The organism is Martelella mediterranea (genome assembly GCF_021021415.1).
Lineage (GTDB): Bacteria > Pseudomonadota > Alphaproteobacteria > Rhizobiales > Rhizobiaceae > Martelella > Martelella mediterranea_C.
Map to the genome: position 1 here is coordinate 56115 of NZ_JAINWJ010000005.1, position 25511 is coordinate 81625.

The 25511-nt window shown below is 61.4% G+C and carries 22 protein-coding genes; 10 read left to right on the forward strand and 12 right to left on the reverse strand.

Going from position 1 to position 25511, the window contains the following annotated elements; translation table 11 throughout:
• Positions 1-17: 17 nt before the first annotated feature.
• From trxB to K7H91_RS03490, 4 genes are all read left to right on the forward strand, one after another.
• Entirely contained in the window at positions 18-995 is a 978-nt protein-coding gene (gene trxB, locus K7H91_RS03475) for a thioredoxin-disulfide reductase (protein WP_230718830.1), read from the forward strand.
• Between the two features lie 20 nt (positions 996-1015).
• Positions 1016-1912 (forward strand): LysR family transcriptional regulator VtlR, encoded by an 897-nt coding sequence (locus tag K7H91_RS03480; RefSeq protein ID WP_018066549.1) that lies wholly within the window; start codon positions 1016-1018, stop codon positions 1910-1912.
• 927 nt (positions 1913-2839) lie between these two features.
• Positions 2840-3955 (forward strand): alkene reductase, encoded by a 1116-nt coding sequence (locus tag K7H91_RS03485; protein WP_230718831.1) that lies wholly within the window; start codon positions 2840-2842, stop codon positions 3953-3955.
• Between the two features lie 66 nt (positions 3956-4021).
• Positions 4022-5116: a calcium:proton antiporter gene (locus K7H91_RS03490; protein WP_230718832.1), complete on the forward strand. Its 1095-nt coding sequence runs from the start codon at positions 4022-4024 to the stop codon at positions 5114-5116.
• On the opposite strand, the gene K7H91_RS03495 is transcribed toward K7H91_RS03490, so the two are convergent.
• Positions 5091-6104: an NAD(P)H-binding protein gene (locus K7H91_RS03495; RefSeq protein ID WP_230718833.1), complete on the reverse strand. Its 1014-nt coding sequence runs from the start codon at positions 6102-6104 to the stop codon at positions 5091-5093. The genes K7H91_RS03490 and K7H91_RS03495 overlap by 26 nt on opposite strands.
• A 102-nt stretch (positions 6105-6206) precedes the next feature.
• On the opposite strand from K7H91_RS03495, the gene K7H91_RS03500 reads away from it, so the two are divergent.
• Positions 6207-7109, forward strand: a complete 903-nt coding sequence (locus K7H91_RS03500; RefSeq protein WP_230718834.1) for a LysR family transcriptional regulator — start codon at positions 6207-6209, stop codon at positions 7107-7109.
• On the opposite strand, the gene K7H91_RS03505 is transcribed toward K7H91_RS03500, so the two are convergent.
• Positions 7106-8239 carry a transporter substrate-binding domain-containing protein gene (locus K7H91_RS03505; protein WP_230718835.1) on the reverse strand — a complete coding sequence of 378 codons (1134 nt, stop codon included), beginning with the start codon at positions 8237-8239 and terminating at the stop codon, positions 7106-7108. The genes K7H91_RS03500 and K7H91_RS03505 overlap by 4 nt on opposite strands.
• 392 nt (positions 8240-8631) lie before the next feature.
• Positions 8632-9834 carry a pyridoxal phosphate-dependent aminotransferase gene (locus K7H91_RS03510; protein WP_230718836.1) on the reverse strand — a complete coding sequence of 401 codons (1203 nt, stop codon included), beginning with the start codon at positions 9832-9834 and terminating at the stop codon, positions 8632-8634.
• Between the two features lie 292 nt (positions 9835-10126).
• On the opposite strand from K7H91_RS03510, the gene K7H91_RS03515 reads away from it, so the two are divergent.
• Complete coding sequence (locus K7H91_RS03515; protein ID WP_230718837.1) at positions 10127-10513, forward strand: hypothetical protein; 387 nt, start codon at positions 10127-10129, stop codon at positions 10511-10513.
• A 95-nt stretch (positions 10514-10608) separates the two neighbouring features.
• Positions 10609-11721: a PQQ-dependent sugar dehydrogenase gene (locus K7H91_RS03520; protein ID WP_419197441.1), complete on the forward strand. Its 1113-nt coding sequence runs from the start codon at positions 10609-10611 to the stop codon at positions 11719-11721.
• 3 nt (positions 11722-11724) lie between these two features.
• Here K7H91_RS03520 and K7H91_RS03525 read toward each other — a convergent pair whose 3' ends face one another.
• Positions 11725-12822 (reverse strand): DUF1176 domain-containing protein, encoded by a 1098-nt coding sequence (locus K7H91_RS03525; protein WP_230718838.1) that lies wholly within the window; start codon positions 12820-12822, stop codon positions 11725-11727.
• Positions 12823-13382: 560 nt separating this feature from the next.
• Between K7H91_RS03525 and K7H91_RS03530 the strand changes: the two genes are divergently transcribed.
• The gene (locus K7H91_RS03530) at positions 13383-13598 is read left to right on the forward strand and encodes a cold-shock protein (protein WP_018066559.1); all 216 of its coding nucleotides are present in this window, start codon (positions 13383-13385) and stop codon (positions 13596-13598) included.
• A gap of 96 nt (positions 13599-13694) precedes the next feature.
• On the opposite strand, the gene K7H91_RS03535 is transcribed toward K7H91_RS03530, so the two are convergent.
• From K7H91_RS03535 to K7H91_RS03550, 4 genes are all read right to left on the reverse strand, one after another.
• The gene (locus K7H91_RS03535; protein ID WP_230718839.1) at positions 13695-13925 is read right to left on the reverse strand and encodes a methionyl-tRNA formyltransferase; all 231 of its coding nucleotides are present in this window, start codon (positions 13923-13925) and stop codon (positions 13695-13697) included.
• Between the two features lies 1 nt (position 13926).
• Positions 13927-15978 carry an RNA polymerase sigma factor RpoD gene (rpoD, locus tag K7H91_RS03540; RefSeq protein WP_230718840.1) on the reverse strand — a complete coding sequence of 684 codons (2052 nt, stop codon included), beginning with the start codon at positions 15976-15978 and terminating at the stop codon, positions 13927-13929.
• 414 nt (positions 15979-16392) lie between these two features.
• A complete protein-coding gene (gene dnaG, locus K7H91_RS03545; RefSeq protein WP_230718841.1) occupies positions 16393-18378 on the reverse strand; it encodes a DNA primase in 1986 nt (661 codons plus the stop codon).
• Between the two features lie 121 nt (positions 18379-18499).
• On the reverse strand, positions 18500-18952 hold the full coding sequence (locus K7H91_RS03550) for a GatB/YqeY domain-containing protein (protein ID WP_033410820.1): 453 nt from the start codon (positions 18950-18952) through the stop codon (positions 18500-18502).
• Positions 18953-19258: 306 nt separating this feature from the next.
• Between K7H91_RS03550 and carA the strand changes: the two genes are divergently transcribed.
• Positions 19259-20467 carry a glutamine-hydrolyzing carbamoyl-phosphate synthase small subunit gene (gene carA, locus K7H91_RS03555; protein WP_230718842.1) on the forward strand — a complete coding sequence of 403 codons (1209 nt, stop codon included), beginning with the start codon at positions 19259-19261 and terminating at the stop codon, positions 20465-20467.
• Positions 20468-20613: 146 nt separating this feature from the next.
• Here the strand turns inward: carA and K7H91_RS03560 are convergent, their stop codons facing one another.
• The 3 genes from K7H91_RS03560 to K7H91_RS03570 form a co-directional block, all read right to left on the reverse strand.
• The gene (locus K7H91_RS03560; protein WP_230718843.1) at positions 20614-21228 is read right to left on the reverse strand and encodes a VC0807 family protein; all 615 of its coding nucleotides are present in this window, start codon (positions 21226-21228) and stop codon (positions 20614-20616) included.
• Positions 21229-21255: 27 nt separating this feature from the next.
• Positions 21256-22377 (reverse strand): calcium:proton antiporter, encoded by a 1122-nt coding sequence (locus K7H91_RS03565; protein ID WP_230718844.1) that lies wholly within the window; start codon positions 22375-22377, stop codon positions 21256-21258.
• Between the two features lie 101 nt (positions 22378-22478).
• Positions 22479-23150, reverse strand: a complete 672-nt coding sequence (locus tag K7H91_RS03570) for a hypothetical protein (RefSeq protein WP_230718845.1) — start codon at positions 23148-23150, stop codon at positions 22479-22481.
• Between the two features lie 431 nt (positions 23151-23581).
• On the opposite strand from K7H91_RS03570, the gene K7H91_RS25670 reads away from it, so the two are divergent.
• Positions 23582-24946 carry an exo-alpha-sialidase gene (locus K7H91_RS25670; protein ID WP_230718846.1) on the forward strand — a complete coding sequence of 455 codons (1365 nt, stop codon included), beginning with the start codon at positions 23582-23584 and terminating at the stop codon, positions 24944-24946.
• Positions 24947-24961: 15 nt separating this feature from the next.
• Here K7H91_RS25670 and sufA read toward each other — a convergent pair whose 3' ends face one another.
• The gene (sufA, locus tag K7H91_RS03580; protein WP_230718847.1) at positions 24962-25354 is read right to left on the reverse strand and encodes a Fe-S cluster assembly scaffold SufA; all 393 of its coding nucleotides are present in this window, start codon (positions 25352-25354) and stop codon (positions 24962-24964) included.
• Positions 25355-25511 lie beyond the last annotated feature (157 nt).

Genomic DNA, 25511 nt, shown 5'->3' on the forward strand with positions numbered 1-25511 from the left:
GCCAAAAGGATTTTGAGATGGCAGACCACCACACCCAGGTGCTCATCATTGGTTCCGGCCCCGCCGGCTATACCGCCGCGATCTACGCAGCGCGCGCGATGATGAAGCCGGTGCTGATCGCAGGGCTCGAACAGGGCGGACAGCTGACGATCACCACCGATGTCGAGAATTATCCGGGCTTTGCCGATCCGATTCAGGGCCCGTGGCTGATGGAGCAGATGCTCGCCCAGGCGGAAAATGTCGGGACCGAGATCGTCAACGATATCGTCACCAAGCTCGACCTGTCCAAGCGCCCCTTCACCGCCACCACCGATTCCGGTGAAACCTGGATCGCGGATACCGTCATCCTCGCGACCGGCGCCAAGGCCAAATGGCTCGGTCTCGAGAGCGAGCAGACCTTCAATGGCGGCGGCGTTTCGGCCTGCGCCACCTGCGACGGCTTCTTCTATCGCGGCAAGGATGTGGTCGTGGTCGGCGGCGGCAATTCAGCGGTGGAGGAAGCGCTCTACCTCGCCAATATCGCCAAGACCGTGACGGTCGTGCACCGCCGCGACACGTTCCGCGCCGAGCGGATCCTTCAGGAAAGGCTGTTCGCGCTGGAAAACGTGAAGATCGTCTGGGATCACGCGGTGGAGGAAATCGTCGGCACCAGCGCCGTGCCGCCGCTTCCGCCATCAGTGACCGGCGTCGCGGTGAAGAACGTCAAGACCGGCGAGAAGCAGACCATCCCCGCCGATGGCGTTTTCATCGCGATCGGGCACACGCCGCAGGTCGACCTGATCCGCGACCAGCTCCGCCTGAAGCCCAACGGCTATCTGTGGACCGAGCCGGGCACCACCAAGACAAGCATTGAGGGCGTCTATGGCGCCGGCGATGTCACCGACGACAATTACCGTCAGGCCGTGACGGCGGCCGGCATGGGCTGCATGGCGGCGCTTGAGGCGGAACGCTTTCTGACAGGGCAAAAGACCGGCACGCTGGCTGCCGCGGAGTAGGGTAAATGAAAAGCACGAGCATGCCTCTGGACTGGGACAAGCTCAGGATCTTTCATGCCGCGGCGGAGGCAGGATCGTTCACGCATGCCGCCGACAAGCTCCATCTTTCGCAGTCAGCGATCAGCCGGCAGGTCTCCGCGTTGGAACAGGATGTCGGCGTCAAGCTGTTTCACCGCCACGCCCGCGGCCTGATTCTCACCGAACAGGGCGAACTGCTTTACCGCACCGCCAACGATGTGCTGCTGAAGCTCGAAAGCGTGCGCTCACGGCTGACCGAGACCAAGGAAAAGCCGTCGGGCAAGCTCAGGGTCACCACCACGGTCGGCCTCGGCCAGGGCTGGCTTACCGATAAGGTGCAGGAATTCCTCCAGCTCTATCCCGACATGCAGATCCAGCTCATCCTCGACAATGAGGAGCTGGACGTGAACATGCGCCACGCCGATTGCGCGATCCGCCTGCGCCAGCCGCAGCAGCCGGACCTGATCCAGCGCAAGCTGTTTACCGTGCACATGCATGTCTACGCCTCGCCCTCCTATATCAACCGGCATGGCGAGCCGCAGTCGCTGGAAGACCTCGACAACCACCGAATCATCACCTTCGGCGAACCGGCGCCCGCCTATCTGCTCGACGTGAACTGGCTGGAGATCGCCGGTCGCTCGCCCGACAGCCCGCGTCCGGCGCATCTGCAGATCAACTCGCTGACCTCGATCAAGCGGGCGGCGCTTTTAGGAATCGGCATCGTCATGCTGCCGGATTATATCGTCGGCCGCGATCCCGGCCTGCTGCAGCTCGTCACCCACGCCGATGTGCCAAGTTTCGACACCTATTTCTGCTATCCGGACGAACTCAAGAACTCCGCCAAGCTGAAAGTCTTCCGCGATTTCATCGTCGCCAAGGCCCGCAACTGGAGCTACTGAGCTCCCTCCCCTTCGGCTGCGGCGTTGATCCTTCGCTCGCAGCCGCGTTATCATGAAAAACATGCGTCTAAATTCAAACTGCTGACAGAACCGCGGCTTCAGAGGTGTTGATGCTTGCTGATCCCGCCAAAGGGGTCATGCTCGGGCTTGACCCGAGCATCCATACTGACCAACCAATTGAATTATAGGTTTGTTTTAACGCTGTACCAACCTGCCTGGATCCTCGGGTCAAGCCCGAGGATGACGCCGAGGGGGTGAAGAGGGTTGTCAACACCTTGGTGAATTCCGCCTATTTTTTAGGCTGTATCGTCGTTCGTCCTAATTTTAAGCAAAATCTGCTGCATTTTTCATCTTTCGCATGGCAGCCATGCACAAAGATGCATTGTGAAATGCCTAATTCAGGGGCATATAGCTCGCAGCTGATGCAGGTGGTGCCCAACTTCTCCCTGGTGCACCGCAGCAGCTGTTCCCCTCTGGAGGTTTTGAGAGACCTTCTAACTCAAAGGGCCCCGGTTTTTCCGGTGGCCCTCTTTTTTTGCCCGCACGAATTTGTTGTTTTTTTCCGCAATCTGCGATGAAAACTATTGCAACGCGCACAAAAAAGAACCATATCGATTATAGCTGATGCGTTCGATACGGCATCCCAGCCGTATTGCAGCAGCTGTTCCCCTCTGGAGGTTTTACCTTCACACTTACAAGGGCCCCGTTTCGGAGGCCCTTTTTTTTGTGCATCGCCAGCATCCTTCGAACCGCTTACCTTTGAGGTGCGTAAACGCTTTCTTTTGGTTTATACATTAGAGCGTAAGCCATGTAGAAAGACGGCAGGCAAGCTTGCAAAAGCCGCCGTCGCAACGGCAAGCCGGGACGGAGGCTGTAAATTGCACCTGCGCCGGGCCTCCGCTACAAGTAGGCACCGGAAGGAATTTGATGGCTAACCTCTTTGACCCCATAACGATCGGCGATGTCACAATCGAGAACCGGATCATTATGGCGCCGCTGATGCGCAATCGCTCGCCTGAAGCCGTTCCGAACGAGCTCAATGTCGACTATTATCGCCAGCGGGCAAGCGCGGGCCTGATCATTTCGGAAGCCACCGCGATCACCGAACAGGGCCAGGGCTATTCCAACGCGCCGGGCCTCTACAGCGATGCCGCGGTTGAAGGCTGGCGGAATGTCACCAAGGCGGTGCACGAGGCCGGCGGCAAGATTTTCTGCCAGTTGATGCATGTCGGCCGGGTATCGCACAAATCGCTCCAGCCCTTCGGTGACCCGCCGGTGGCGCCATCGGCCCTGCAGGCCCGCGCCAAGACCTTCGTGGTCTATTCCGACGCGACCAGCGACTTCATCGAGACCTCGATGCCGCGCGCGCTGAAGCCGTTCGAAATTTCGGGAATCATCGACGATTACCGCCGCGCCGCCGCCCGCGCGCTCGAGGCCGGATTCGATGGTGTCGAGATCCATGCCGCCAACGGCTATCTCATCGACCAGTTCCTGCGCTCCGGCAGCAACCAGCGCACCGATCTCTACGGCGGCCCGATCGAGAACCGGGCGCGCTTCATGTTCGACGTCGTCGGCACGATTTCGCGGGAGATCGGGCCCGGCCGCACGGCGATCCGGCTTTCGCCCGTGGCCCCCTCCAACGATGTGCATGACGACAATCCGCAGGTTCTGTTCAATTACCTGGCAAGCCAGCTCAGCGCCTACGACCTCGCCTATATCCATGTCATCGAGGGCGCGACCGGCGGGGACCGCAATTACAGCCAGGGCCCGCGGCCTTTCGACTACGAGGAAATGCGCCAGACCTACTACCGCACAGATGGGTCCGGCGCGTGGATGCTCAACAATGGCTATGACCGCCAGCTCGCCATCGACGCGCTTGAAAAGGAGCGGGCCGATCTGATCTCCTTCGGCCGCGCCTTCATCGCCAATCCGGATTTGGTGCGCCGGCTGCGGATCAATGCCCAACTTAATGCGTTGGATCAGAGAACGCTTTTTGGCGGCGATGCCAAGGGTTATGTCGACTACCCTCCCCTCGGCGGCTAAGATCACCAGAAGCGCTCACGGATCAATGCGCCGCCATTGGCGCCATCACGGGGGCCTTGTCAATCGATGCTGACCTTTCTGCGCGGTGAAATCCTGCTGCTGCAGGCGCTTCCTGTTGGCGCGCTTGCGTTGTTCCTGGAACATGACGTGATGCATGCCGGGCAGATCTTTTCGCTTCTGGCCGCCGCCCTGTTGGTCGTGTCGATCGCCTGCGCCTCGATGCGCGTCGCCCACCACGCCGAAATCCTCGCCGCCAAGGCCGGCGATCCTTATGGCACCATGATTCTCACGCTGTCCGCAGTCTTGGTGGAGGTGATCATCCTGGTGATCATGATGCGCGAGAGCCAGCAGCCGACGCTGGTGCGCGACACGATCTATGCCGCCGTCATGCTGGACATTAACGGCATTCTCGGGCTGGCGGCGCTGCTGGGCGGGCTGAAGCACGGCGAACAGCCCTATAATGATGATTCGGGAAAAACCTATTCGGTGATGATCATGACCGCCATGGGCATTTCCATGGTCGTGCCCGATTTCGTGCCGCAGGCAAGCTGGCATATCTATTCCGGCTTCACCATTGCCGCCATGATCGCGCTTTATGCGCTGTTCCTGAAGCTGCAGGTCGGCCAGCACAGCTATTTCTTCGCCTATCGCTATCCGCGCATGAAGAAGGCCACCGAAGGCGAGACCGGTCATGCAGCGGAGGAAGGCTCGACCACCGTCTCCGTCATCACCCTCATCGCCGGCGTGGCCGTGATCGGGCTTCTCGCCGAGTTCATGGCCGCCTTTTTCAATGACGGGCTGGAAGGGACCGGCGCGCCGCTGGCGCTGACCGCCATACTGGTCGCGGCGATCGCGGCCGGACCGGAAATCCTGACCGCCCTGCGCGCAGCACTCGCCAACCGCATGCAGGCGGTCGTCAACATCGCGCTTGGCGCGTCACTTTCAACGGTGATCCTGACCGTTCCGGTGATCGAGGCAATCGCGCTTTTCACCGGCCAGCCCTTCACAATGGCGATGACCCCGGTTCAGATCACCATGACCGCCATCACGCTGGTCGTCGCCGCCATCAACATCAATGACGGCGAGACCAATGCGATCGAGGGCATGACCCATTTCGTGCTGTTTGCCACCTTCATCATGCTCTCGATACTGGGCCTTTGATGCGCAGCGGTTCCGGGGCGGAGGAGCGCGGCAGGGTGACGCCGATATCCTCAAGCGCATTGCGGATCGCGGTATCGAGCGGGGTGCGCGGCTCGCGGCCCAGAACGGCAACCAGCTTTTCGTTGGTCATGTGCATCGGCTCCTTCCAGAGATAGCGCACCTCCAGCACCTCACGCATCAGGGTCATGAACGGCGCAAGCAGAGGCACGATGAACCAGGGAAACCGGCTGACTTTCAGCTTCGGGTCGCCGGAAACCCGGCGGATCGCCTCGATCATCTGCATGCCGTCGGCATCGTAAAAGCCCTCGAAATGGAAATTGGCGAATTTCGGCAACTGCCCTGCCCTGTCATTGAGCCCAGCGAAGGTTTCGGCGAGATCGGGCAGATAGGCCCATTGATGGCCGACGCCGGGCGTTGCCGGATTGGTGACCCGGGTGAGCGGCGCATGCGGCTTGACCATCTGCCCGAACCAGCTATTGCCCGCGGCGCCGCCGCCGAAGAAATCGCCCGCGCGCACCAGAATGACCTGGGTGCCCTCAAAGGCCGCTTCCCTGAGACGCTCTTCCACCGCGACCCGAATGCGTCCCTTGCGGGTGTGCGGGTTCTGCGGGCTGTCCTCGTTCGGATAGGGAAATACATCGCGCCCGAAATTATAGATCGTGGCCGGAAACAGGATGCGGGCATTGGCAAGGCGCGCCGCGCCGATGGTATTCTCCAGCATCGGCAGCACCAGTCTGTCCCAGTCCTTGTAACCGGGCGGGTTGACGCCGTGGAATATCAGCTCAGCGCCCCGCGCCGCGTTCTCCACGTCCGCGCGGCGCATCGCATCGCCCTTGATCCATTCATAATGCGCCAGACGTCCGTCCAATCTGGACGGGTCGCGATTGAGCGCGCGGATATGGTAGCCGCGATCATTGAGCGCCCGGGCCACAGCGCCGCCAACGCCGCCCGTGGCTCCAAGAACAAGCGCCACGGGTTGTCTGTTCATGTCTGACATTTCCGTCTCCTTCATTCGAGTGTGACCGCAATATCGGGGTAAATCTCATTAAACGGAATTGTATAAAATCGTTCCATTGGTATACATAATTTTATGGATACGCAGAGTTGGGATTATTACCGCACCTTTCTGGCGGTGCTTGAAAGCGGATCGCTTTCCGGCGCCGCGCGGCGTCTGGGCCTGACCCAGCCGACCGTTGGCCGCCATATCGAGGCGCTGGAGCGCGACGCCGGCCAGCAGCTTTTCACCCGCTCGCAGCGCGGACTGGAGCCGACCGACACGGCACGCGCCATGAAACCGCTGGCCGAGGCCATGGCAGCCTCGGCCGACGCCATGCGCCGGGCCTCCTCCGAGACCCGCGACGAAGTCTCCGGGAGCGTACGCATCAGCGCTTCCGATGTCATTGCGGTGGAAGTCCTGCCGGATATCCTGGCGCCGGTCATGACCGCTTACCCCAGGCTGGAACTCGAACTTTCGGTTTCCGATGCGGTCGAGGACCTTTTGAACCGGAAGGCGGACATCGCGCTCCGGCTGGTGGAGCCCAGCCAGGCGGCGCTGGTGGTGCGCCATATCGGCAAGATCCCGATCGGGTGTTTCGCCCGGCAGGATATCATCGCCCGCTTCGGCGTGCCGCAGACGATCGGGGATTTGATGGGCCGGCCCACAATCGGCTTCGACCGCGAACTTTCCTATGTGCGCGATGTGCTGGAGGCCTTTCCGGACTTCGCCGTGCCCGGTTTCACCTTCCGCTCCGACAGCAACCTCGCCCAGCTTGCCGCCATTCGCGCCGGCTGCGGGTTCGGCCTTTGCCAGCGGCCGCTCGGCGAGCGCGATCCCGCGCTGACGGAGGTGCTGCACGGCCAGATCCCGTTCCACCTCCCGCTCTGGATCGCCATGCACGAGGACCTGCGTCGCTCGCCCCGCTGCCGCGTCGTCTTCGATGCGCTGGTCAAAGGCATGTCCGCCTATATCGGCAGATCGGTCAAGGGTGCCTAACGCACGCCCGACGCCAGATAGCGCTCAAGGATGAGATGCCATTGCTGGGACTCGAGCGTCTGCAGGATCGCGACGTTGATCGCGTCGCGCTCCGGATCGTTCTGGGGAAGGATCAGGGCGTAGTTCTGCTGCATGAACTCCAGATTGCTCAGATAAAGGTCACGGTAGTTGTCGAGCGACCATTGCAGGATCGCCCGGTCATAGACGAGCGCGTCGATATCGTGGTTTTCAAGCGCATCGAGGCCGTCCGGAACGGTCTCGAAAGTGGTAAAGGAAAGGTTGAGCAGGCCGAGTTCGGTGGCGGCCGGCGAATCGGCGATGGTGCCGACCGTCAGCCCGGAGAGATCGTGGATGTTATCAACGAAATTGGTGTGCAGCGACGAAGTCAGCCCGGCAGCCAGCTGCGCGGTGGTGATCGCGGCAAGGATAAGCGCCGTGAACATCCAGGCCATCGCCAGAAGTCTGCCGAAGAAGGTCACCGGCGCCTTGTCGCCATAGCCCACCGTGGTCATCGTCACGGTCGCCCACCAGAAGCCGGAAAAGACGCCGCGCGCGGGACGCGGCTCGAACTGTTCGGGATTGGCCCGCCGCTCCAGGAGCCAGATCAACGCGCCGATGACGAAGACCGGCCCGGTGAGCAGGCCGAGCATATAGAGAAAGGCTGGCGACGTCAGAAGCTGGAACATCATCGTCGGGCCGATCTTGTCGACCACGCGCAGCGCGACGCCAAGGTCGCCGCTGTAATAGGGAACCGAGAAATCGATCACCGCCTCGTCGGCCGCATTGATCGGCACTCCGCCCAGCGCCATGTCGAGCTTGCCGCCCGCCACATCCTGCACCATCGTCTCCGGCAGGACTTCCACCAGACGGAACGTCTTGCCGAGCCGACCGCCCATCGTGTTCAGCATGTCGATGCCGAGCCCGTACCAACTGCCATCCTTGTTCTGCATGACATAGGGCGGCAGGGCATGCACGCCGACCGTCATCGGCGCGTCGACGGTTGCCTGTGGCGCTGGCGCGCTCTGGGCGACGGCGGGACCGATGGCGGCGAGCAGCAGCAGGCACGCCGCCAGAAATCCCGCCGCAACAAGGCGGCGCAGCAAGAGATTGTCGTGGAAGGCGTTGCGCATGATCTCCCGCACTCATTCAGACCCCGCGCCGCCTGAAGCAAGTCCGGCAAACGCGGTGACAGTCTATAGCTGCATCACGCCGCGACCCGCAACGAAAAAGGGCGCGTCTTGCGGCACGCCCACGAGGCTGCTGACGAAGCACCAAGCTTGGTCCATCATCTGTCATCGACCCTTCGTTCTTGGGTCATGCTCGGGCTTGACCCGAGCATCCAGGCGAATTAGCCCCTTGAATTTGCTACGATTTACAAAGCCCCTGCCGGGCGGCCTGGATCCTCGGGTCAAGCCCGAGGATGACTCGGAATATGGGGAGACGTTTGGGAACAAACTGAGGGCGCGCCTTGCGGCACGCCCCGTTTTCAAATTGCTTCCGTCACGAAACCGGAGCGCGGGCCTTACCTGCAGGCGTTGCAGAAACGCTGGATGCGCATGCAGGATTCTTCCAGCTCGGCTTCCGACGTCGCATAGGAAATGCGGAAGTTGGGGCCGAGACCGAAGGCCGAGCCGTGAACGACCGCAATGCCTTCCGCTTCCAGAAGCTCGGTGACGAAATCCTCGTCGGTCTCCATCACCTTGCCGCCCGGCGAGGTCTTGCCCATCAGCCCGGCGCAGGACGGATAGACGTAGAACGCGCCTTCGGGCGTCGGGCATTCGATGCCGGGGGCCTGGTTGAGCATCGAGACCACCAGATCGCGACGCTTTTCGAAGGCCTTCTTGCTCTCGGTCACGAAGTCCTGATTGCCGTTGAGCGCCTCCACGGCGGCCCACTGCGCGATCGAGCAGGCGCCGGATGTCTGCTGGCTCTGGATCGTGGTCATCGCGTTGATCAGTTCGGCCGGGCCTGCGGCATAGCCGATACGCCATCCGGTCATCGCATAGGCCTTGGAGACGCCGTTCATCGTCAGCGTGCGGTTATAGAGGCCGGGCTCCACTTCCGCCGGCGTCACGAACTTGAAGTCGCCAAAGGTCAGGTGCTCGTACATGTCGTCGGTGAGGACCCAGACCTGCTCGTGCTTCATCAGCACATCGGTCAGCGCCTTCAACTCGTCATGGGTATAGGCCGCGCCCGAGGGGTTGGACGGCGAGTTGAAGATGAACCATTTGGTCTTCGGCGTGATCGCCTTTTCGAGATCTTCGGCCTGAAGCTTGAAGCCGTGCTCCTGCGTGGCCGAGACGAACACCGGCGTGCCGCCGCAAAGCGCCACCATTTCCGGATAGGAGACCCAGTAGGGCGCGGGGATCACGACTTCATCGCCGGGGTTCAGCGTCGCCATCAGCGCGTTGAACAGGATCTGCTTGCCGCCCGTGCCGACAATCGTCTGCGCGGCCGTGTAGTCGAGGTTGTTCTCGCGCTTGAACTTGGCGGCAATCGCCTCGCGCAGCGGCTGGATGCCGGCCACCGGCGTATACTTCGTCTCGCCGCGGTTGATCGCGTCGATCGCGGCGGCCTTGATGTTGTCGGGCGTATCGAAATCCGGCTCGCCCGCGCCAAGGCTGATGACATCGCGGCCTTTCGCTTTGAGTTCGCGCGCTTTCTGCGCCACGGCGATGGTGGCGGAAGGCTTCACACGAGAGAGAGCGTCAGCAAGAAGGGCCATTTTCAATGTCCTGATATCTAGATTGATCCTTGGAAAGCGCTGTAGCAAGCGACAACTTCCAAGCGTTTGGTCTAAACGCAATTCGCCTGCGGTTTCAAGCGCTATCGTCGCGGATTGACCGTTTCAGGGCGCAACCGCAGATATTCCGACGCCTCAACGCCTGTGACGGCACAAATCCCCTCCCATGATTCCGCCTCAAAATGGTTCGTGTTGGACCACCTTTCACCCAGAAGACGACGCATTTACATGGCGTTATGGCCATGCGCTGAAACATTGCCGAAGGAGAAGGCATATGAGGATGGTCAAACGGATGGCGAGAGGGATCGCCAGGCGCTCGATTCTCATCAAACGCGGGATTTTTGCTTTTGCGGCGCTGCCGGTCCTGACGGCGTTCGCGCCGGCCGGGGCTTCGGCCGAGCAATCATGGCAGGCCGCCCCTCTTTCGGGAACGAATGGCGGGGCGATGCTGTTCGACGGCTACCTGCCCTTTTCCTCGCCGGGCGGCAGCGCGCTGCAGGGCCTTCTGTCCCACACCGCCGCGCGCGACCTGATGATCGCGGCGATGTTCGCAATCTGCCTCGCCATGGTCTTCGGTGCGTCCTATCTCTGGCGCGAAAATGTGAGCCACCTGAAGGCCGACGCCGAACGCAGGCAACGCAACGACCTCGAAGACTTCTGAACAGAAGTGTCGCGGTTCACGGGTTTGTGTAGGCCGCGCCACTTGAGCGGCGGGTAAAGCGCCATAGGTCACCGGTAAAACGAGAGGAGACTTTGATGAAAGCCACCCCCGTCCTGGCCGGCATGATCGCGGCCCTTGCATTTTCGCCGCTTCCTTCGGTAGCGCAGGAGGCGACCCCGCCGCTCGAGGTCGAGCGTATCGCCGATGGGCTTGTCCACCCCTGGGCCGTCGAGGTTCTGCCCGATGGCGCCTATCTGGTCACCGAGCGGCCCGGCCGCCTCAACATCGTTTCAAAGGACGGCGCGACGCAGGAGGTGAGCGGTGTTCCCGAGGTCTATTCCGCCGGCCAGGGCGGCCTGCTCGATGTCGCGCTCGATCCCGCCTTCGGCGAAAACGGCCGCATCTATCTGACCGCCTCCGTTTCCGGCGACGGCGGCCAGGGAACGGCGGTCTTCCGCGCAACGCTCGACCGTCAGCAGGCGCGCCTTGAAAACGTCAGCCAGATTTTCGCGATGAACCGGTTTTCCGGCACCAACCGTCATTTCGGCTCGCGCATTGCGATCGACAGCGCCGGCAATCTGTTCTTCGGCATCGGCGATCGCGGCGAAAGCGAGCGGGCGCAGGACCCGGGCGATCACGCCGGCTCGATCCTCCACATCACGCCCGATGGCGGGATCCCGCAAAACAACCCCACGCCTGATGGCTGGGAGCCGGAAATCTGGTCGATCGGCCACCGCAACCCGCAGGGCATCACCATCGATCCGGAGACAGGCACGCTCTACACCGTTGAACACGGCGCGCGCGGCGGCGATGAGATCAACATACCGCGCGCCGGCCAGAACTATGGCTGGCCGGAAATCTCCTACGGCGTGCATTATTCGGGCGCGAAGATCGGACAGGGCACGAAGGCGCCGGGGCTTGAACAGCCGCTCTACTACTGGGACCCGTCGATCGCGCCAGGCGCGATCGCGGTCTACCGGGGCGCGATGTTTCCGGAATGGGACGGCGATTTCCTGGTCACCGCGCTGAAGGACCAGTTGCTGGCCCATATCGGCCTTGACGAGAGCGGCATGCCCGCGACCGAAAACCGGCTGTTTGCCGGCGAATTCGGCCGGCTGCGTGACGTCAAGGTCGCGCCCGACGGCGCGGTTCTGCTGCTGACGGACGAGCCCGACGGCGCGCTGTTGCGGGTCTACCGGGCGGAGTGAGCGTCAGCGCTCCTCCCTCTCGTCCGCCGTCATCTGCGGGCGCCAGATCTCCGGCCAGTTTTCCGGGCCGATATCGACGCCGTCACACGCCGTCTTGGAGCGCTCCAGCGTGAGCGCCAGCGGGTTGCCGGCGGCCGCCTCGTTGATCGTCCAGTAATGCGCCAGCCCGCAATCGCCGAGCCCGCGGCCGAGATAGACCGAGGACAACAGCTTTTCCTTCAGATCGAAATTGACGTTGTAGACGGTATCGAGAACGGTGATCCCGGCATCGCTGACATTGGGAAATTCCGCGCGATGGAACTCGTCATCCTTGCCGACATAGAGCTGGTAGGGCTGGTTATAGGCGCCGGAAGGCCCGCAGGGCAGAAGCATGATGGTGCTCTTGCCGGTGCTGAAGGCGAAGGCATCCGCCTGATCGATATGGGACTGATCGGTATAGCACGCGCTTTCGGGATCGCTCAGATTACGCAGGATCGAGGGCGGGAGCTCATCATAGCTGTCGATCGTCCAGACATCGACGCTTTCTGGCGGCGTCTTCTCCCCGACATCGATTAGGGCATCGGTGCGGCCGCCGCGGCCCTGCCAATCATCGATGAAACGGGCGGCATCGGAAAGCCCGGTCAGCACGATCCCGGAGGAAAACGATCCGATCCCGCCCTCATAGCGGATCGTCGCCCTGGCGCCGTCGGCCATCTTGCGGAACAGCGCCACCAGAACCTCGGGCTCGTTGACGCCGAACATGCCAAGCGCATCCTCCCGCACGAGGTTCGCTATATCGGCGGAAAATCCCGTGACGCCGTCGACCGCGATGGTGATCGCGCCGGAGGCATCGCCCCGCGGCAGGAATCCGGGCGGATAAGGAATGCTGAGGGTGAGCGGGGCCGATGGCGCGACCGAGCGCTGCCACTGGATCGCGGCAAGCGTGGCGCCGCCGCTCGCGCCGGCGGCCGAGGTCAGGGAAATGTTGCAGGTATAGGCATTGTTGCAGCTGACCGCCCAACCCTCGATCTGGCGATACTCGAACGCGCGCGCGCCGTCAGACGGGAAAGAGCAAACCAAGACAACAGACGCAAGAAAGCGTATGAACATGTCACGACGCATGGCGGACCCCCGATATTTGCCAGTCAAGTATTTGCGCACCGCCCGCGCGCTCGTCATGCTTGGCCGGTTATTCGCTCCTACACCAGCTTCGTCGGCAAAAGCTAGGCCCGGCCCGGTTAGGCCACAGGCTTTGTAGAACTCCCCTCATCCAAGGGTAGCACAGGGCGAACGCTTTGACACAGTATAACCCAAACTAGTTCCGTCTAATCATCTGATTAGAGCCGGATAATACACAAATACCCGGCCGAGAACGCAGCCTGCAGGTCCGATTCCAAAGTTTCGCTTGCCAAAAACCCGCAAACACCGCATTCTGTTCATGTTCGGGCATTTTGCGAGCACGGGAAGACCATATAATCTGATGCGCGCCGGAAACGCTAATTTTTCGGGCGGACCTTGATTTGGCCTGCTTTCGTTGTCCAGGCAAATCGGAACCCGCGGTAATAAAAGGCACCTTTCCTCCAAATTCGAGAAACGCCTGCGCTGCCCCTTAGGGCAAAACGAGCATCGAAATATCTGCCCCTCCATCAGCAAGCGGATGGGCGAGAAAAGGACCTTGAAGCATGGCCGAAACTGGCATCGTAAAGTTTTTCAATACCGACAAGGGGTACGGTTTCATCAAGCCGGACAATGGCGGCGCGGACATCTTCGTCCATATCTCCGCCGTGCAGTCATCCGGGCTGACGGGCCTGACCGAAAATCAGAAGGTCAGCTACGACACCGAGCCGGACCGCCGCGGCAAGGGCCCCAAGGCCGTCAATCTGCAGGTCACGGAATAGGTTTCTGTTCCCTGCGCCACAACGCCTTGAACCGGCGCGCGGCAGGGCGCCGGTTTGTTGGTGGTCTGGCAGCCATCGGTCATTGGTGGAACCAAATTAAAGATTAAACGTGCGTTGAAGCAGTTTATACAACTGCTCGGCGCCTTCTTTATCGAACTGAATTGTCTGGCTCGTCTTGCCGGGAATTTCTCGGTCGGGACGACCATAGGTGTCGATCTGCAACAGAGCGCGACCATCTACCTCAAATGAGGAAATAGACGCCTCCACTTCATCGTGAAGTGACAAGCGTCTAGGTTCTTTCTCTTTAAAGGTCCGAACGAGCGCCATCTCAGCTATCCAGGAAGCTCCGGAGCTTCCGGCTGCGGCTCGGATGCTTCAGCTTGCGCAGCGCCTTGGCCTCGATCTGGCGGATACGTTCGCGGGTGACCGAGAACTGCTGGCCGACCTCTTCCAGCGTATGGTCGGTGTTCATGCCGATGCCGAAGCGCATGCGCAGCACGCGTTCCTCGCGCGGGGTGAGCGAGGCGAGAACACGGGTGGTGGTCTCGCGCAGGTTCGCCTGGATCGCCGCATCGATCGGCAGCAGCGCGTTCTTGTCCTCGATGAAGTCGCCGAGATGGGAATCTTCTTCGTCGCCCACGGGGGTTTCGAGCGAGATCGGCTCCTTGGCGATCTTCAGCACCTTGCGGACCTTTTCCAGCGGCATGTTGAGCTTTTCGGAAAGCTCCTCGGGCGTCGGCTCGCGGCCGATCTCATGCAGCATCTGGCGCGAGGTGCGGACGATCTTGTTGATCGTCTCGATCATGTGCACCGGAATGCGGATCGTGCGGGCCTGATCGGCGATCGAACGGGTGATCGCCTGCCGGATCCACCATGTCGCATAGGTCGAGAACTTGTAACCGCGGCGATACTCGAACTTGTCGACCGCCTTCATCAGGCCGATATTGCCTTCCTGAATGAGGTCGAGGAACTGCAGGCCGCGATTGGTGTATTTCTTCGCGATCGAGATCACCAGACGCAGATTGGCTTCCACCATCTCCTTCTTGGCGATGCGCGCCTCGCGCTCACCCTTCTTGACCATGTGCACGATGCGGCGGAACTCGGCAATCGAAATGCCGGTTTCGGTCGCAAGGCTCTGGATCTCGGTGCGCAGCACCTTGATGTCGGCGCCATCCTGGCTGGCGAATTCCTTCCAGCCCTTGCCGGAAAGATTGCCGATCGACTTCATCCAGTTCGGATCAAGCTCGGCGCCATGGTAATGCTCGAGGAAGTCGTCGCGCTTGACGCCGCGGTGGGTCGCCATGCGCAAAAGCTTGCCCTCGTTTTCCACGAGCCGCTTGTTGATGTCGTAGAGCTGCTCGACCAGAAGGTCGATGCGGTTCTGGTTGAGCGACAGCGACTTCACAGCCGTGATCAGCCCTTCCTTGAGCTCCTTGTAGCGGCGCTCCTGGGCGTTGGTCAGCGTGCCGGTGGCGGCAAGACGCGCTTCCACCTGCTGGTCCTGCAGCTTGCGGAGTTTCACATAGGTCTCGGCGATCAGGTCGAGCGTGTCCATCACCTGCGGACGGAGTTCGGCCTCCATGGCGGCAAGCGACAGGTTGGATTCATCATCCTCCTCGTCGTCTTCCTCCGGCTGGATTCCTTCGCCGCCGACATCGGTGACGTCGTCGGAGCGCTTCTTGCGGGCCTGTTCCTTTTCCTCGGCCTTCTTGCGGTCGGCCTCGATCTTTTCCGGGCTCTGGAACTGCGGGGCAGCCTTGGCCTCGGGACCGGAATAGGTGGTCTCAAGATCGATGATCTCGCGCAGAAGCGTCGTGCCTTCGTTCAGTTCGTCGCGCCAGATGATCAGCGCCTGAAAGGTCAGCGGGCTTTCGCAAAGCCCTGCGATCATCGTCTCGCGGCCGGATTCGATGCGCTTGGCGATCGCGATTTCGCCCTCGCGCGACAGCAGCTCGACCGAGCCCATCTCGCGCAGATACATGCGCACCGGATCGTCGGTGCGGTCGGTAGGCTCTTTCTTCTTGGTCTGCGCTACCGCCGAACCGGTCGTGGTCGCAACCTCGGTGCTGTCGCTTTCATTGTCGCCGTCACTGTCGTCGGCGCTGTCATCGGCATTGTTGTCGTTGTCGACTTCGTCCTCGTCCTCGACGACATTGATGCCCATTTCGGAGAGCATGGACATCACGTCCTCGATCTGCTCGGAAGTCACTTCCGAGGACGGGAGCACGGAATTCAGCTCATCCATGGTGACATAGCCGCGCTTCTTGGCGGCTTTGATCATCTTCTTGACGGCGTCATCGGAAAGGTCCAGGAGAGGGCCGTCGGTACCGCCTTCGCGTTCGGTTTCGGCTTCTTCGTTTTCCTTGACTTTCGTAGCCATAAATATTGTTTCCCTGACGCTTTGTCGCTGTTGCCAAGCGGCATACCGGCAAATGATTAAGGACCTCTTTTGCGAGGCCTGCCGGATTTAAAAAACCACACATGAACAGGACAGTCTTCAACGCGGCGGTTTTCATTACCCCCGGTGAATGCTGTCCAGATCATGAAAATGTGCTGCTCACTGCCATCCGAACTGGTGATTCCCAGATTTTCGCCATCCGTCAAGCATCATTTCCGTATTTGCGCGATTTCATATCGAAAATCCGCCGATGAGACGCTTCTGACGATGACAGGAACCGATGCAGCTTCTCTGTCGGCCCTAGACCGCTTAATTTAGAATGCTTCGCCACAAATACAAGTGGCGGGCGAAAGGAATCGGTTCGGACGCATCCCGGAATTGCCGTTTGAAGGTCCCTTATCCGCCCGCTCCGGACTTTCCGCCGCGTCCCGACATCAGGCCGAAACCGTCGATTTCGGCCTCCTGATTGTCGATGCGGGCGATTTCGTTTTGAACCGAAACCAGCGCCGGCATCAGTTCGGCCAGCAGATCCGCATTGCCCTCCTCCGTCGCCTCCGCGATCTCGCGTTCCAGCTCGCTCTTGTGACGGGCCAGCGAACGGGCGCGGTTATGCAGCGCCAGCGCCTGATGGTAGACCTCGCGGACATCCTCAAGCGCGGCATCTGGCCCAGCGATCCAGTGGACATTGCGCCCAACATGGGCGGCGATCTGATCGACAAGGCCGGCAAAGCCCGCCTCCTCCAGCCGCTGTCGCAGCTTTTCCCGGCCCATGTCGGGGCGCGAGGCTTCGGCAAGAAAGACCGGCCAGAACGCGCGCATCTCCGCTGCCTCGAAGGAAAGCGTCGACACACTGTCGAAATCCTCGCGCACCAGTTCGGGATGCGAGATCAGGCAGAACACGAGCTGGCATTCGCGAAAGGTGAGATTGGCTGTAACCGGGCGCAGGCTCGCAAGCGGCGAGCGCGACAGGCGTTCGGACGCCGAGAGAAGGCCGTTGCCGCGCGGCGCGTTGAACCGCCCGCCCCCCTTGGCGGACCCGGAAAAACTGCCCCTGCCGCCGGCGAAACTCCCGCCGCCGCGCGATGGACCCCGAAACCGCTGGTAAAGCCGGTTGCGGAAATCCTGCTGGTAGTGCCGGCGCACGCTTTCGTCCGCAATCGTCGCCACCAGCGCGTTGACCCGGGCCTCGATCGCCGCCCGCCGCTCAGGCGTCTCGCCGGCCTCCGGGCTGCCTGCCTCGCGCTCGAACACGGTATCGGCCAGCGGACGGGCCTGGGCGATCACGGCGTCAAACGCCTGCCGTCCGCCCTCGCGCACCAGATCGTCGGGGTCCTTGCCGCCGGGAAGCAGCGCGAATTTCAGCGAATGGCCGGGTTTGAGCATCGGCAGCGCCAGGCCGGCGGCGCGTTCAGCGGCGCGGATGCCGGCGCCATCGCCGTCGAAACACAGCACCGGCTCGCTGGTCATGCGCCAGATCAGTTGCAACTGGTTTTCGGTCAAGGCCGTGCCGAGAGGCGCGACGGCGTTTTCGATGCCGGCCTGATGGAGCGCGATCACATCCATATAGCCTTCGACCGCGATGATCGTCTTCGCCCCCTCCGCGCCGGAAAGCGCGCGGCGGGCGCGGGCGAAGTTGAACAGGACATTGCCCTTGTGAAACAGCTCGGTCTCGTTGGAATTGAGATATTTCGCCGGCGCGTCGGGCCGCATCGCCCGGCCGCCAAAGGCGATCACCTGCTCGCGCGATGACAGGATCGGGAACATGATCCGGTCGCGGAACCGGTCATAGGAAACCGCGATATCCGGCCCGTGGACCACCAGCCCGCAGGCCTCGATCTCCTGCTTCTCGACGCCCTTGGAGGCCAGAAATTCCTTCAGCGCGTTGCGGCTTTCCGGGGCGTAACCGAGGCGGAACGTGTCGATCGTGCGCGCCGAAAGGCCGCGTTCGCGCAGGTAAGCCCGCGCCTTTGCCCCTGCCCCGGTCTGAAGCTGATCCTGAAAGAAGCCTGCGGCAAGCTCCATGACATCGATGAGCGTGCGGCGTTTTTCCTCGCGCCGTTCGGCCTGCGGGTCGCGCTCCGGCATCGCAACGCCCGCCATATCGGCAACGCGCTGCACGGCTTCGGGAAAGCTCATGCCGTCGAGATCGGTGAGGAAGCGGAAATGATCGCCGGAGACACCGCAGCCGAAACAGTGGTAGCGACCCTTGCGGTCCTCGCAGTGAAAGCTCGGGGATTTTTCGCCGTGGAACGGGCAGCAGGCCCAGTAATCGCCGCGCCCGACATTGGTCTTCTTGCGATCCCACGTGACCCGCTGGCCGATCAGCGCCGAGATCGGCACGCGGTCGCGGATTTCATCGAGAAAGGATGGCGGAAAACGCATGAGGTCCTCGGGTGTGCCGGCAGGCCTGACAGCCTACAGGCCCCGCAACGGTTTAGCGGGCGCGGGGCGGGTTATCCCACATATCCACTGCTGATATCCACAGCGGTCCGGCAACAGAATGCTATTTCAGCATGTCCTTGACCACGCCGGAGGCCTTGGAGAAGTCCATCTGGCCGGAATAGCGGTCCTTCAGCGTTTCGATGCACCTGCCCATGTCGCGCAGGCCCTGCGCGCCGGTCTCCTCGACCACGGAGGCGCAGACTTCGCGGATCTTGTCCTCTGGCAACTGGGCGGGCAGGAATTCGCGAATCACCGCCATTTCCTGACGCTCCTGCGCGGCAAGGTCGGGCCGGCCCTTCTCTTCGTAGAGGCGGGAGGATTCCTTGCGCTGCTTCAGCATCTGGAACAGAATCCCGGCGATATCGTCATCGCTGACGGGGTCCTTGCCGTTGGCGCGATGAGCCAGGTCGCGATCCTTGATGGCCGCGTGAACCAGTCTCAATGTGCAGAAGCGTACCGGATCTTCCTCTTTCGAAGCGTCTTTTTGTGCAAGTGCGAGTTTATCGCGCAACATTCATTCACTCCTGGCAACGCCATCTTCAAGGTACCGCATCGACACATGCCGAATGGCGGCGGCGTTTACCGAATACCGGGGCTGCGATCAAATCAAATCTTCGGGCGCGTCATTTATTTTGAGCAGATGCCACAAGTCTGCCTTAAGAGCAATTGACCCGCAAGCGCGGTTTCTCTATTTTCCCGCAACCGCATCAAAAAGTGGCCTACCCGAACGCAGCTTGCCCGCGAACCCTTTGGTTCGGGCTCATATATAGGATCGGGACGGGGCCCGTTCAATCGGCCCCGGGCCGGCGACTAGCAAGGAATGATCATGACTGCCCCATGGACACAGGAAACGCCGACGGCCGCGCTGGTTCTGGCCGACGGTACGGTAATCTACGGCAAGGGCGTCGGCGCCACAGGCAGCGTCGAGGCGGAGGTATGCTTCAACACCGCGCTGACCGGCTATCAGGAAATCCTGACCGACCCCTCCTATCTCGGCCAGATCGTCACCTTCACCTTCCCGCATATCGGCAATATCGGCGCCAATGGCGAGGATATCGAGGATCTTGTGCCCGCCGCCCGCCGCGGCGCCGTGGGCGCGATCTTCAGGGCCGATATCACCGCGCCCTCCAACTACCGCTCGAGCGAAGACCTTGATGCCTGGCTGAAGAAGCGCGGCATTATCGGCCTTTCCGGCATCGACACCCGCGCGCTGACCGCCTGGATCCGCGAGCATGGCGCACCCAATGCCGTGATCGCCCACGAGCCGTCCGGCAAGTTCGATCTCGACGCGCTGAAGGCCAAGGCAAAGGCGTGGGGCGGGCTTGAAGGTCTCGACCTCGCCATCGAAGCCACGTCCGGCCAGTCGTCGAAATGGGACGAGAAGCCGTGGGTCTGGAACGAAGGCTATGACACGCTCGCCGAAGACGAGGCCCGCTATCACATCGTCTGCGTCGACTACGGCGTGAAGCGCAACATCCTGCGGCTGTTCGCCGGCCTTGATTGCAAGGTCACGGTCGTGCCGGCCAAGACCTCGGCGGAACAGATTTTGGCGCTTTCGCCCGATGGCGTTTTCCTGTCGAACGGCCCGGGCGACCCGGCCGCGACCGGTGAATACGCCGTGCCGGTGATTCGCGCGCTGATCGACAGCGGCCTGCCGATCTTCGGCATCTGCCTCGGCCACCAGATTCTCGCCATCGCGCTCGGCGGCAAGACGGTGAAGATGCATCAGGGCCATCACGGCGCCAACCATCCGGTGAAGGACTACACCACCGGCAAGGTCGAGATCGTTTCGATGAACCACGGCTTCGCGGTCGATTCGGCCTCGCTGCCGGAGGGCGTTGCAGAAACCCATGTGTCGCTGTTCGACGGCTCCAATTGCGGCATCGCGCTTGCCGGCAAGCCGGTATTCTCCGTCCAGCACCACCCGGAAGCCTCCCCCGGCCCGCAGGACAGCCACTACCTCTTCCGCCGCTTCATCAATCTTGTGCGCGAGAAGAAGGGCGAGGCGCTGCTGGAAGAGCGCGCCTGAGCATTATTGGAAGCCCTTGCGGCTCCCTCGGCACTCTCCGGTGTCACCCTCGGGCTTGACCCGAGGGTCCAAGCGACATTCCCCGCACGGCATGCATGCTCGTGTCACGCACGAGCATGACGCATGAGAGGGCAGCGAAGCGGTCGCTACGCTCCCTCACCGCCCTCTCCGGCGGCCGAGGCAATCTCCGCACCCTTGCGGTGGCCATAGCGCAGGCTCCACGAGATCATCAGCGCGAAGACCACGATCCACATCGCCTCCGAGACCACCAGGAATATATCGACCGGCAGCAGCGGGATGAGCAACGCGCGCGCCGTCGCCTCGCAGACCAGCACGACCGCCCAGGCGATCGTCATCCGGCGCATCAGCGCCCGGTAGGGCGGCGAGACCGCCCAGAGCCGGTTGCCGTCCTCGCGCTCCTCCCCGCCCTTTTCGGTCGCGAAATAGAACACCAGCGGCCGCGGCATCAGGAGCGAGCCGGCGAATACCAGGCCGATGAAGCCGGTGATCAGCGAATTCTTCAGAAGCGCCAGATAGGCGCTGTTGAAATAGAGGCTGCCGACGAGCGAGGCGAGCGTCGCCGCAAGCGTGATCACGCTGACCGGGGCGAGCCTGCGGTTTCTGACATAGGTGATCAGGATCACCGCGATCGGAAAGATCGAGCCGATCGCCAGCGCGTGAACGGTGGACAGGCCGAAATGCCGAGCGATCAGAAACGCCACATAGGGCAGGACCGCGCCGAAGATGATGTCGTTTCGCATGCCCTCTTCTGCCTTCCCCCGCAGGGTCTAGAAATCGCCGTCGAAGATCAAGATAACGTAAGCGAAGAATACCGCCAGATGCACAACGCCCTGAAGCGAATTGGTGCGGGTGCCGACGAATGTGACGATGCTGATGGCGAGCGACAGCGTCAACACCACGACGCCGGCCGGCGTCAGGCCAAGCTCGATCGGCAGGCCGACGAAATGCGCGGCGATCAGCACCGCCGGCACCGTCAGCCCGATCGTCGCCAGCGCCGAGCCGAGACAGATATTGACGGCGCGCTGAAGCTGGTTCTTGCGGGCGGCTTCCAGCGCCGCCAGCGCCTCCGGCGTCAGGATCATGATCGCCACGATGAAGCCGCCAAGCGCCACCGGAGCGCCGACCTGGGCAATGCCGAAATCGACATAGACCGCGAGCTTCTTCGACATCAGCACCAGCGGCAGCAAGGCCAGCAGCAGGCCCGCGGCATGAAAGCCCGCGCTTTTCGGGCGGAGATGATGGTGATGCGCATCCGGCTCCTCATCGCCATGGCGCGGCTGCTGGAAGCTGACGGGGTTCTGCACCGTCTGAAACAGCAGGAAGATGCCGTAAAGCACCAGCGAAATCACGATCTGAAACACGGTCTGAAGCGTCGACAGCCCGCCGCCCGGCGCCGACGAGGTGAAGCTCGGCAGGATCAGGCTGGTAATCGCCACCGGCAGAAGCACGATCAGATAGGCATTGGCGCCGGAGAGGTTGAACACCTGCAACCCGTGCCGCAGCCCGCCGATCAGGAGGCTGAGCCCCACAAGGCCGTTCAGCACGATCATCAGCACCGAAAACATGGTGTCACGCGCGAGCGTCGGCACGTTGTCCCCGGTCAGCATCACCGCGGTGATCAGTGCCACCTCGATGCCGATCACCGAAAGCGTCAGGATCAGCGTGCCAAGCGGCTCCCCAAAGATCGCCGCCAGACATTCGGCGTGATGCACCACCCGAAACACCGCCATCAGCATGACCGCGAAGATCACGGCAAGCACAGCGAACGAGGCCATCGTCCCAAGATAGTCAGGCTTCAATGAATTGCCCGCGAAGGTAAACAGGGCAAACGCGCACCAGATCAGCACAATCGGCCATTCGCGCCAGAGTGCATTCTTGTCTGATGTCACGGATAAGCCTCGCAGGTGATGGATTGCGCCGGAAACGCGGCGCGTTCAATTCACCATGTTATAGCCGATGGCGCAAGGTTTCACGCGCCGAGCGGCGTTGCTCAGGCGACATTCCAGCGGTCACCGAAAAGCGCCCTCATCGCCGCCGCGCTCTGGTGTCGCCCAACGATCGAAAATCGAGAGAGGTGTGGCAAGACCACGAGTTGGCCACCTGGGAAACGCCCTTTCAACGCCTTCACCCGCCCCCAATTCACATCGACTTTTGACAGCTCCGGGCTACCCAAGATACGTCTCAAGGGGTCAGCCAACTCCCGCCCCATGCCGATCACAAGCTCCGGTCCCGAGCGATCCAGAATCTCACGCCACAATTGCTCGCCGAACAGGAGAGCTGAATCTTTATTTTCAAGGCTCGCCCAACTCGGCGACCGAAAGGGCACAAGATTTCCAGCAAGAACATCTTCGGGCACCAATGAAAGCCCGAAAAACAGAGCCCTAATCTGCTTTTGAAGTGGATTTTCACCCGCAGCGCTCGCTCGATCCCACACTTCATCCACATAAGCACTGCCACGAGACATAGCGAGTTCGCCGTGATCATTGCGGCGGATCGCACCACCAGGATTTAGACCGATAAACGCAACGGAGGCACCGTCCAAAACCGATGGCGGACTGCACAGCAGCCGCCAGCCAAGTCTATAACCAGACTCACGGTAGACGGCCTCAATGCGAGTTTGCAATCCAAGACAGAATTGGCTGTTGGTCGACCGATCCGCCATCTCCCTTCCCTTTCGAGCCCAAACTACCCTTGACCGGTGGGAGTGGAAAGCACATGGCATTGTCAACGCACCGCTTCGGAACGATGCCCCTTGAAGCGAACCTCCTGCCGAGCCGAGCGCAGCAACCAGACCTTTTGCATTTTCTCTAAATAAATCATGTAAAAATACATGTATAAACCAAAATAAAATCAACTTTACCGGGTTTAATATTTAATATATACGAATATATAGGGGAAATATACTACAGGTAAATGATCATGAGGGAAAATACGAAATTAGTATTTATTGACAATGATAATCGTGATTTCTGGGCGTCCGGAAATCACGGCAGCAGCATATCGTTTCTCGGTGAAAAATTACTTGTATCCTGGTCCCACAAGCATGCGCGTGACGGCCAATCCTCCGCCATCTATGCTTCATCGGCGGACCCCGTGGACTATGCCTGGCGACCGCTGGCGAAAATCGCGGACAATGGCGAAGGCGGCGCTGTTTCCAAATATCCGGCCGCCAACCCGGTGTTTCATTGCGATGCCGGGAAGATGCGCCTGTTCTGGCAGGTGACCAGTGACGGAACGCAGGCAAGTGCCCAGCTTCGGATGCGCGCCGGAAACATGTCCGATGCCTTCGACAGCATTCATTCGGTGGGATGGACCACGCCGGTCGATGGCGATCCTCTGACGACATCGGTGAGCGGCGATGATTTCCTCAATGCCGCCGCAGCGCTCTATCCCAACGCCTGGCCGCTTCTGAACGGCGCGTTCGAGCCGAAAAAGAGCTTCGAGAAAGCGCCGTCGTTCAGCGCCGAGAAGGGACACAATCTGGCAGCGCCGGACGTGGATGCCGCCGCAATCGACGCGATGATCGATGCACTGTTCGCCAGGATAAGGGAATTCGACAACACCTATCTCAAGGACGTCAAGCAGCAATTGCTGGAGAACAGGCCGGCGCTCCGCCCCATACTGGACAGGTTACGCAGGTTTTCCGACATCCTGCGGTTCTTCGATGCGCTGCACGCGCATATGAGGAGAAACACGCTCATCGTGTTCCTGTACATGGTCTACGACACCTACAACATGGTCGTCATGCGGCTCACGGTGTTCAACATGTTCAGCCCGGATCGCTATGAACGGGGCTGGCAGACGCGGTCCCAGCCGCAAAAGATCAGACTGGAAAACGGCGCCGACCGTCTGCTGCTTCCGGTCCATTCCGACGTCGTCAACCTCTCGGTCGTGCTTTACTCGGACGATGACGGAGCGAACTGGCACTATGCCGAAACGCCGATCCTCGGCCGCGGCACCGTCGAGCCGAGCATCGTCCAGCGCCCGTCCGGCAAACTCACGGCCTTTCTGCGCACCAAGGCGCCGGATTTGTATCTCGACCGCATTGCCGTGAGCGATTCCTGCGATTACGGGATCACGTGGTCACCGGCCGTGCCGATCCTCAATGCCAGCATCAAAAGTCGAGATTCCGGCATCTCGGCCCTGTCGCTGAAGCATTCGAGATTCGACCCGTCGCTCGGCCCGTTCGTCGTGGTCTACACGCCCGACGAGGATTGCCGGAACCTGCATCTTTGCGTCGGGTTCTTCGGCACGACAGCGAGCGGCGGCAACCGGCCGCTCGCCTGGCTCGAACCCGTCTGCCTGGAGACGGCGGAAGACGGCAGCCGGATCGGCGACCCTTCCGTCACGGAAGGAGACGACGGAACGCTCTATATTTCCTGCAGCTACCGTGTTTCCAACGGGGACGGCGTCTGCGAGAAAATCTGCGTGATACAATATGATGGCCTCAGTGGCTGAGGCCTGACCCACCGATCAGTGCGGCGCGGCCTCGCGCGCCCGTGCCAGTTCGGCAAGGTCGGCGGCCTTGAGTTCCACCGATTCGCCGCAGCCGCAGGCCGAGGTTTCGTTGGGATTGCGGAACACGAAGCCGGTGCGCAATTTGGTGACCTCGAAATCCATCTCGGTGCCCAGCAGATAGAGCGAAGCGGCGGGATCGACCCAGACCTTCGCGCCGGCATGTTCGACGGTGTCGTCGCCGGCCTTCGTGCTGTCGCTCGTGACGAGGTCCACGGCATATTCGAAGCCGGCGCAACCGCCCTTCTTGATCGATATGCGGATACCGAGCGCATCCGGCCCGGCATTGCCGGTGATTTCGTTGATGCGGGTCGCTGCCGCATCTGTGAGGGTGATGACCTGAAAGCCCATTTCCATTCTCCATCAACATCCGGGTTCAAGGCCCGGCGTTAGAGGTGCATTGCATCAGCGCGCGAAGGCGGCGTCAATAGGCGCTCTGCGTGTCTAATCGAGCTGCCTGCCGAAGCCTTTCCTTCCATTCTGCGTCATCCTCGGGCTTGACCCGAGG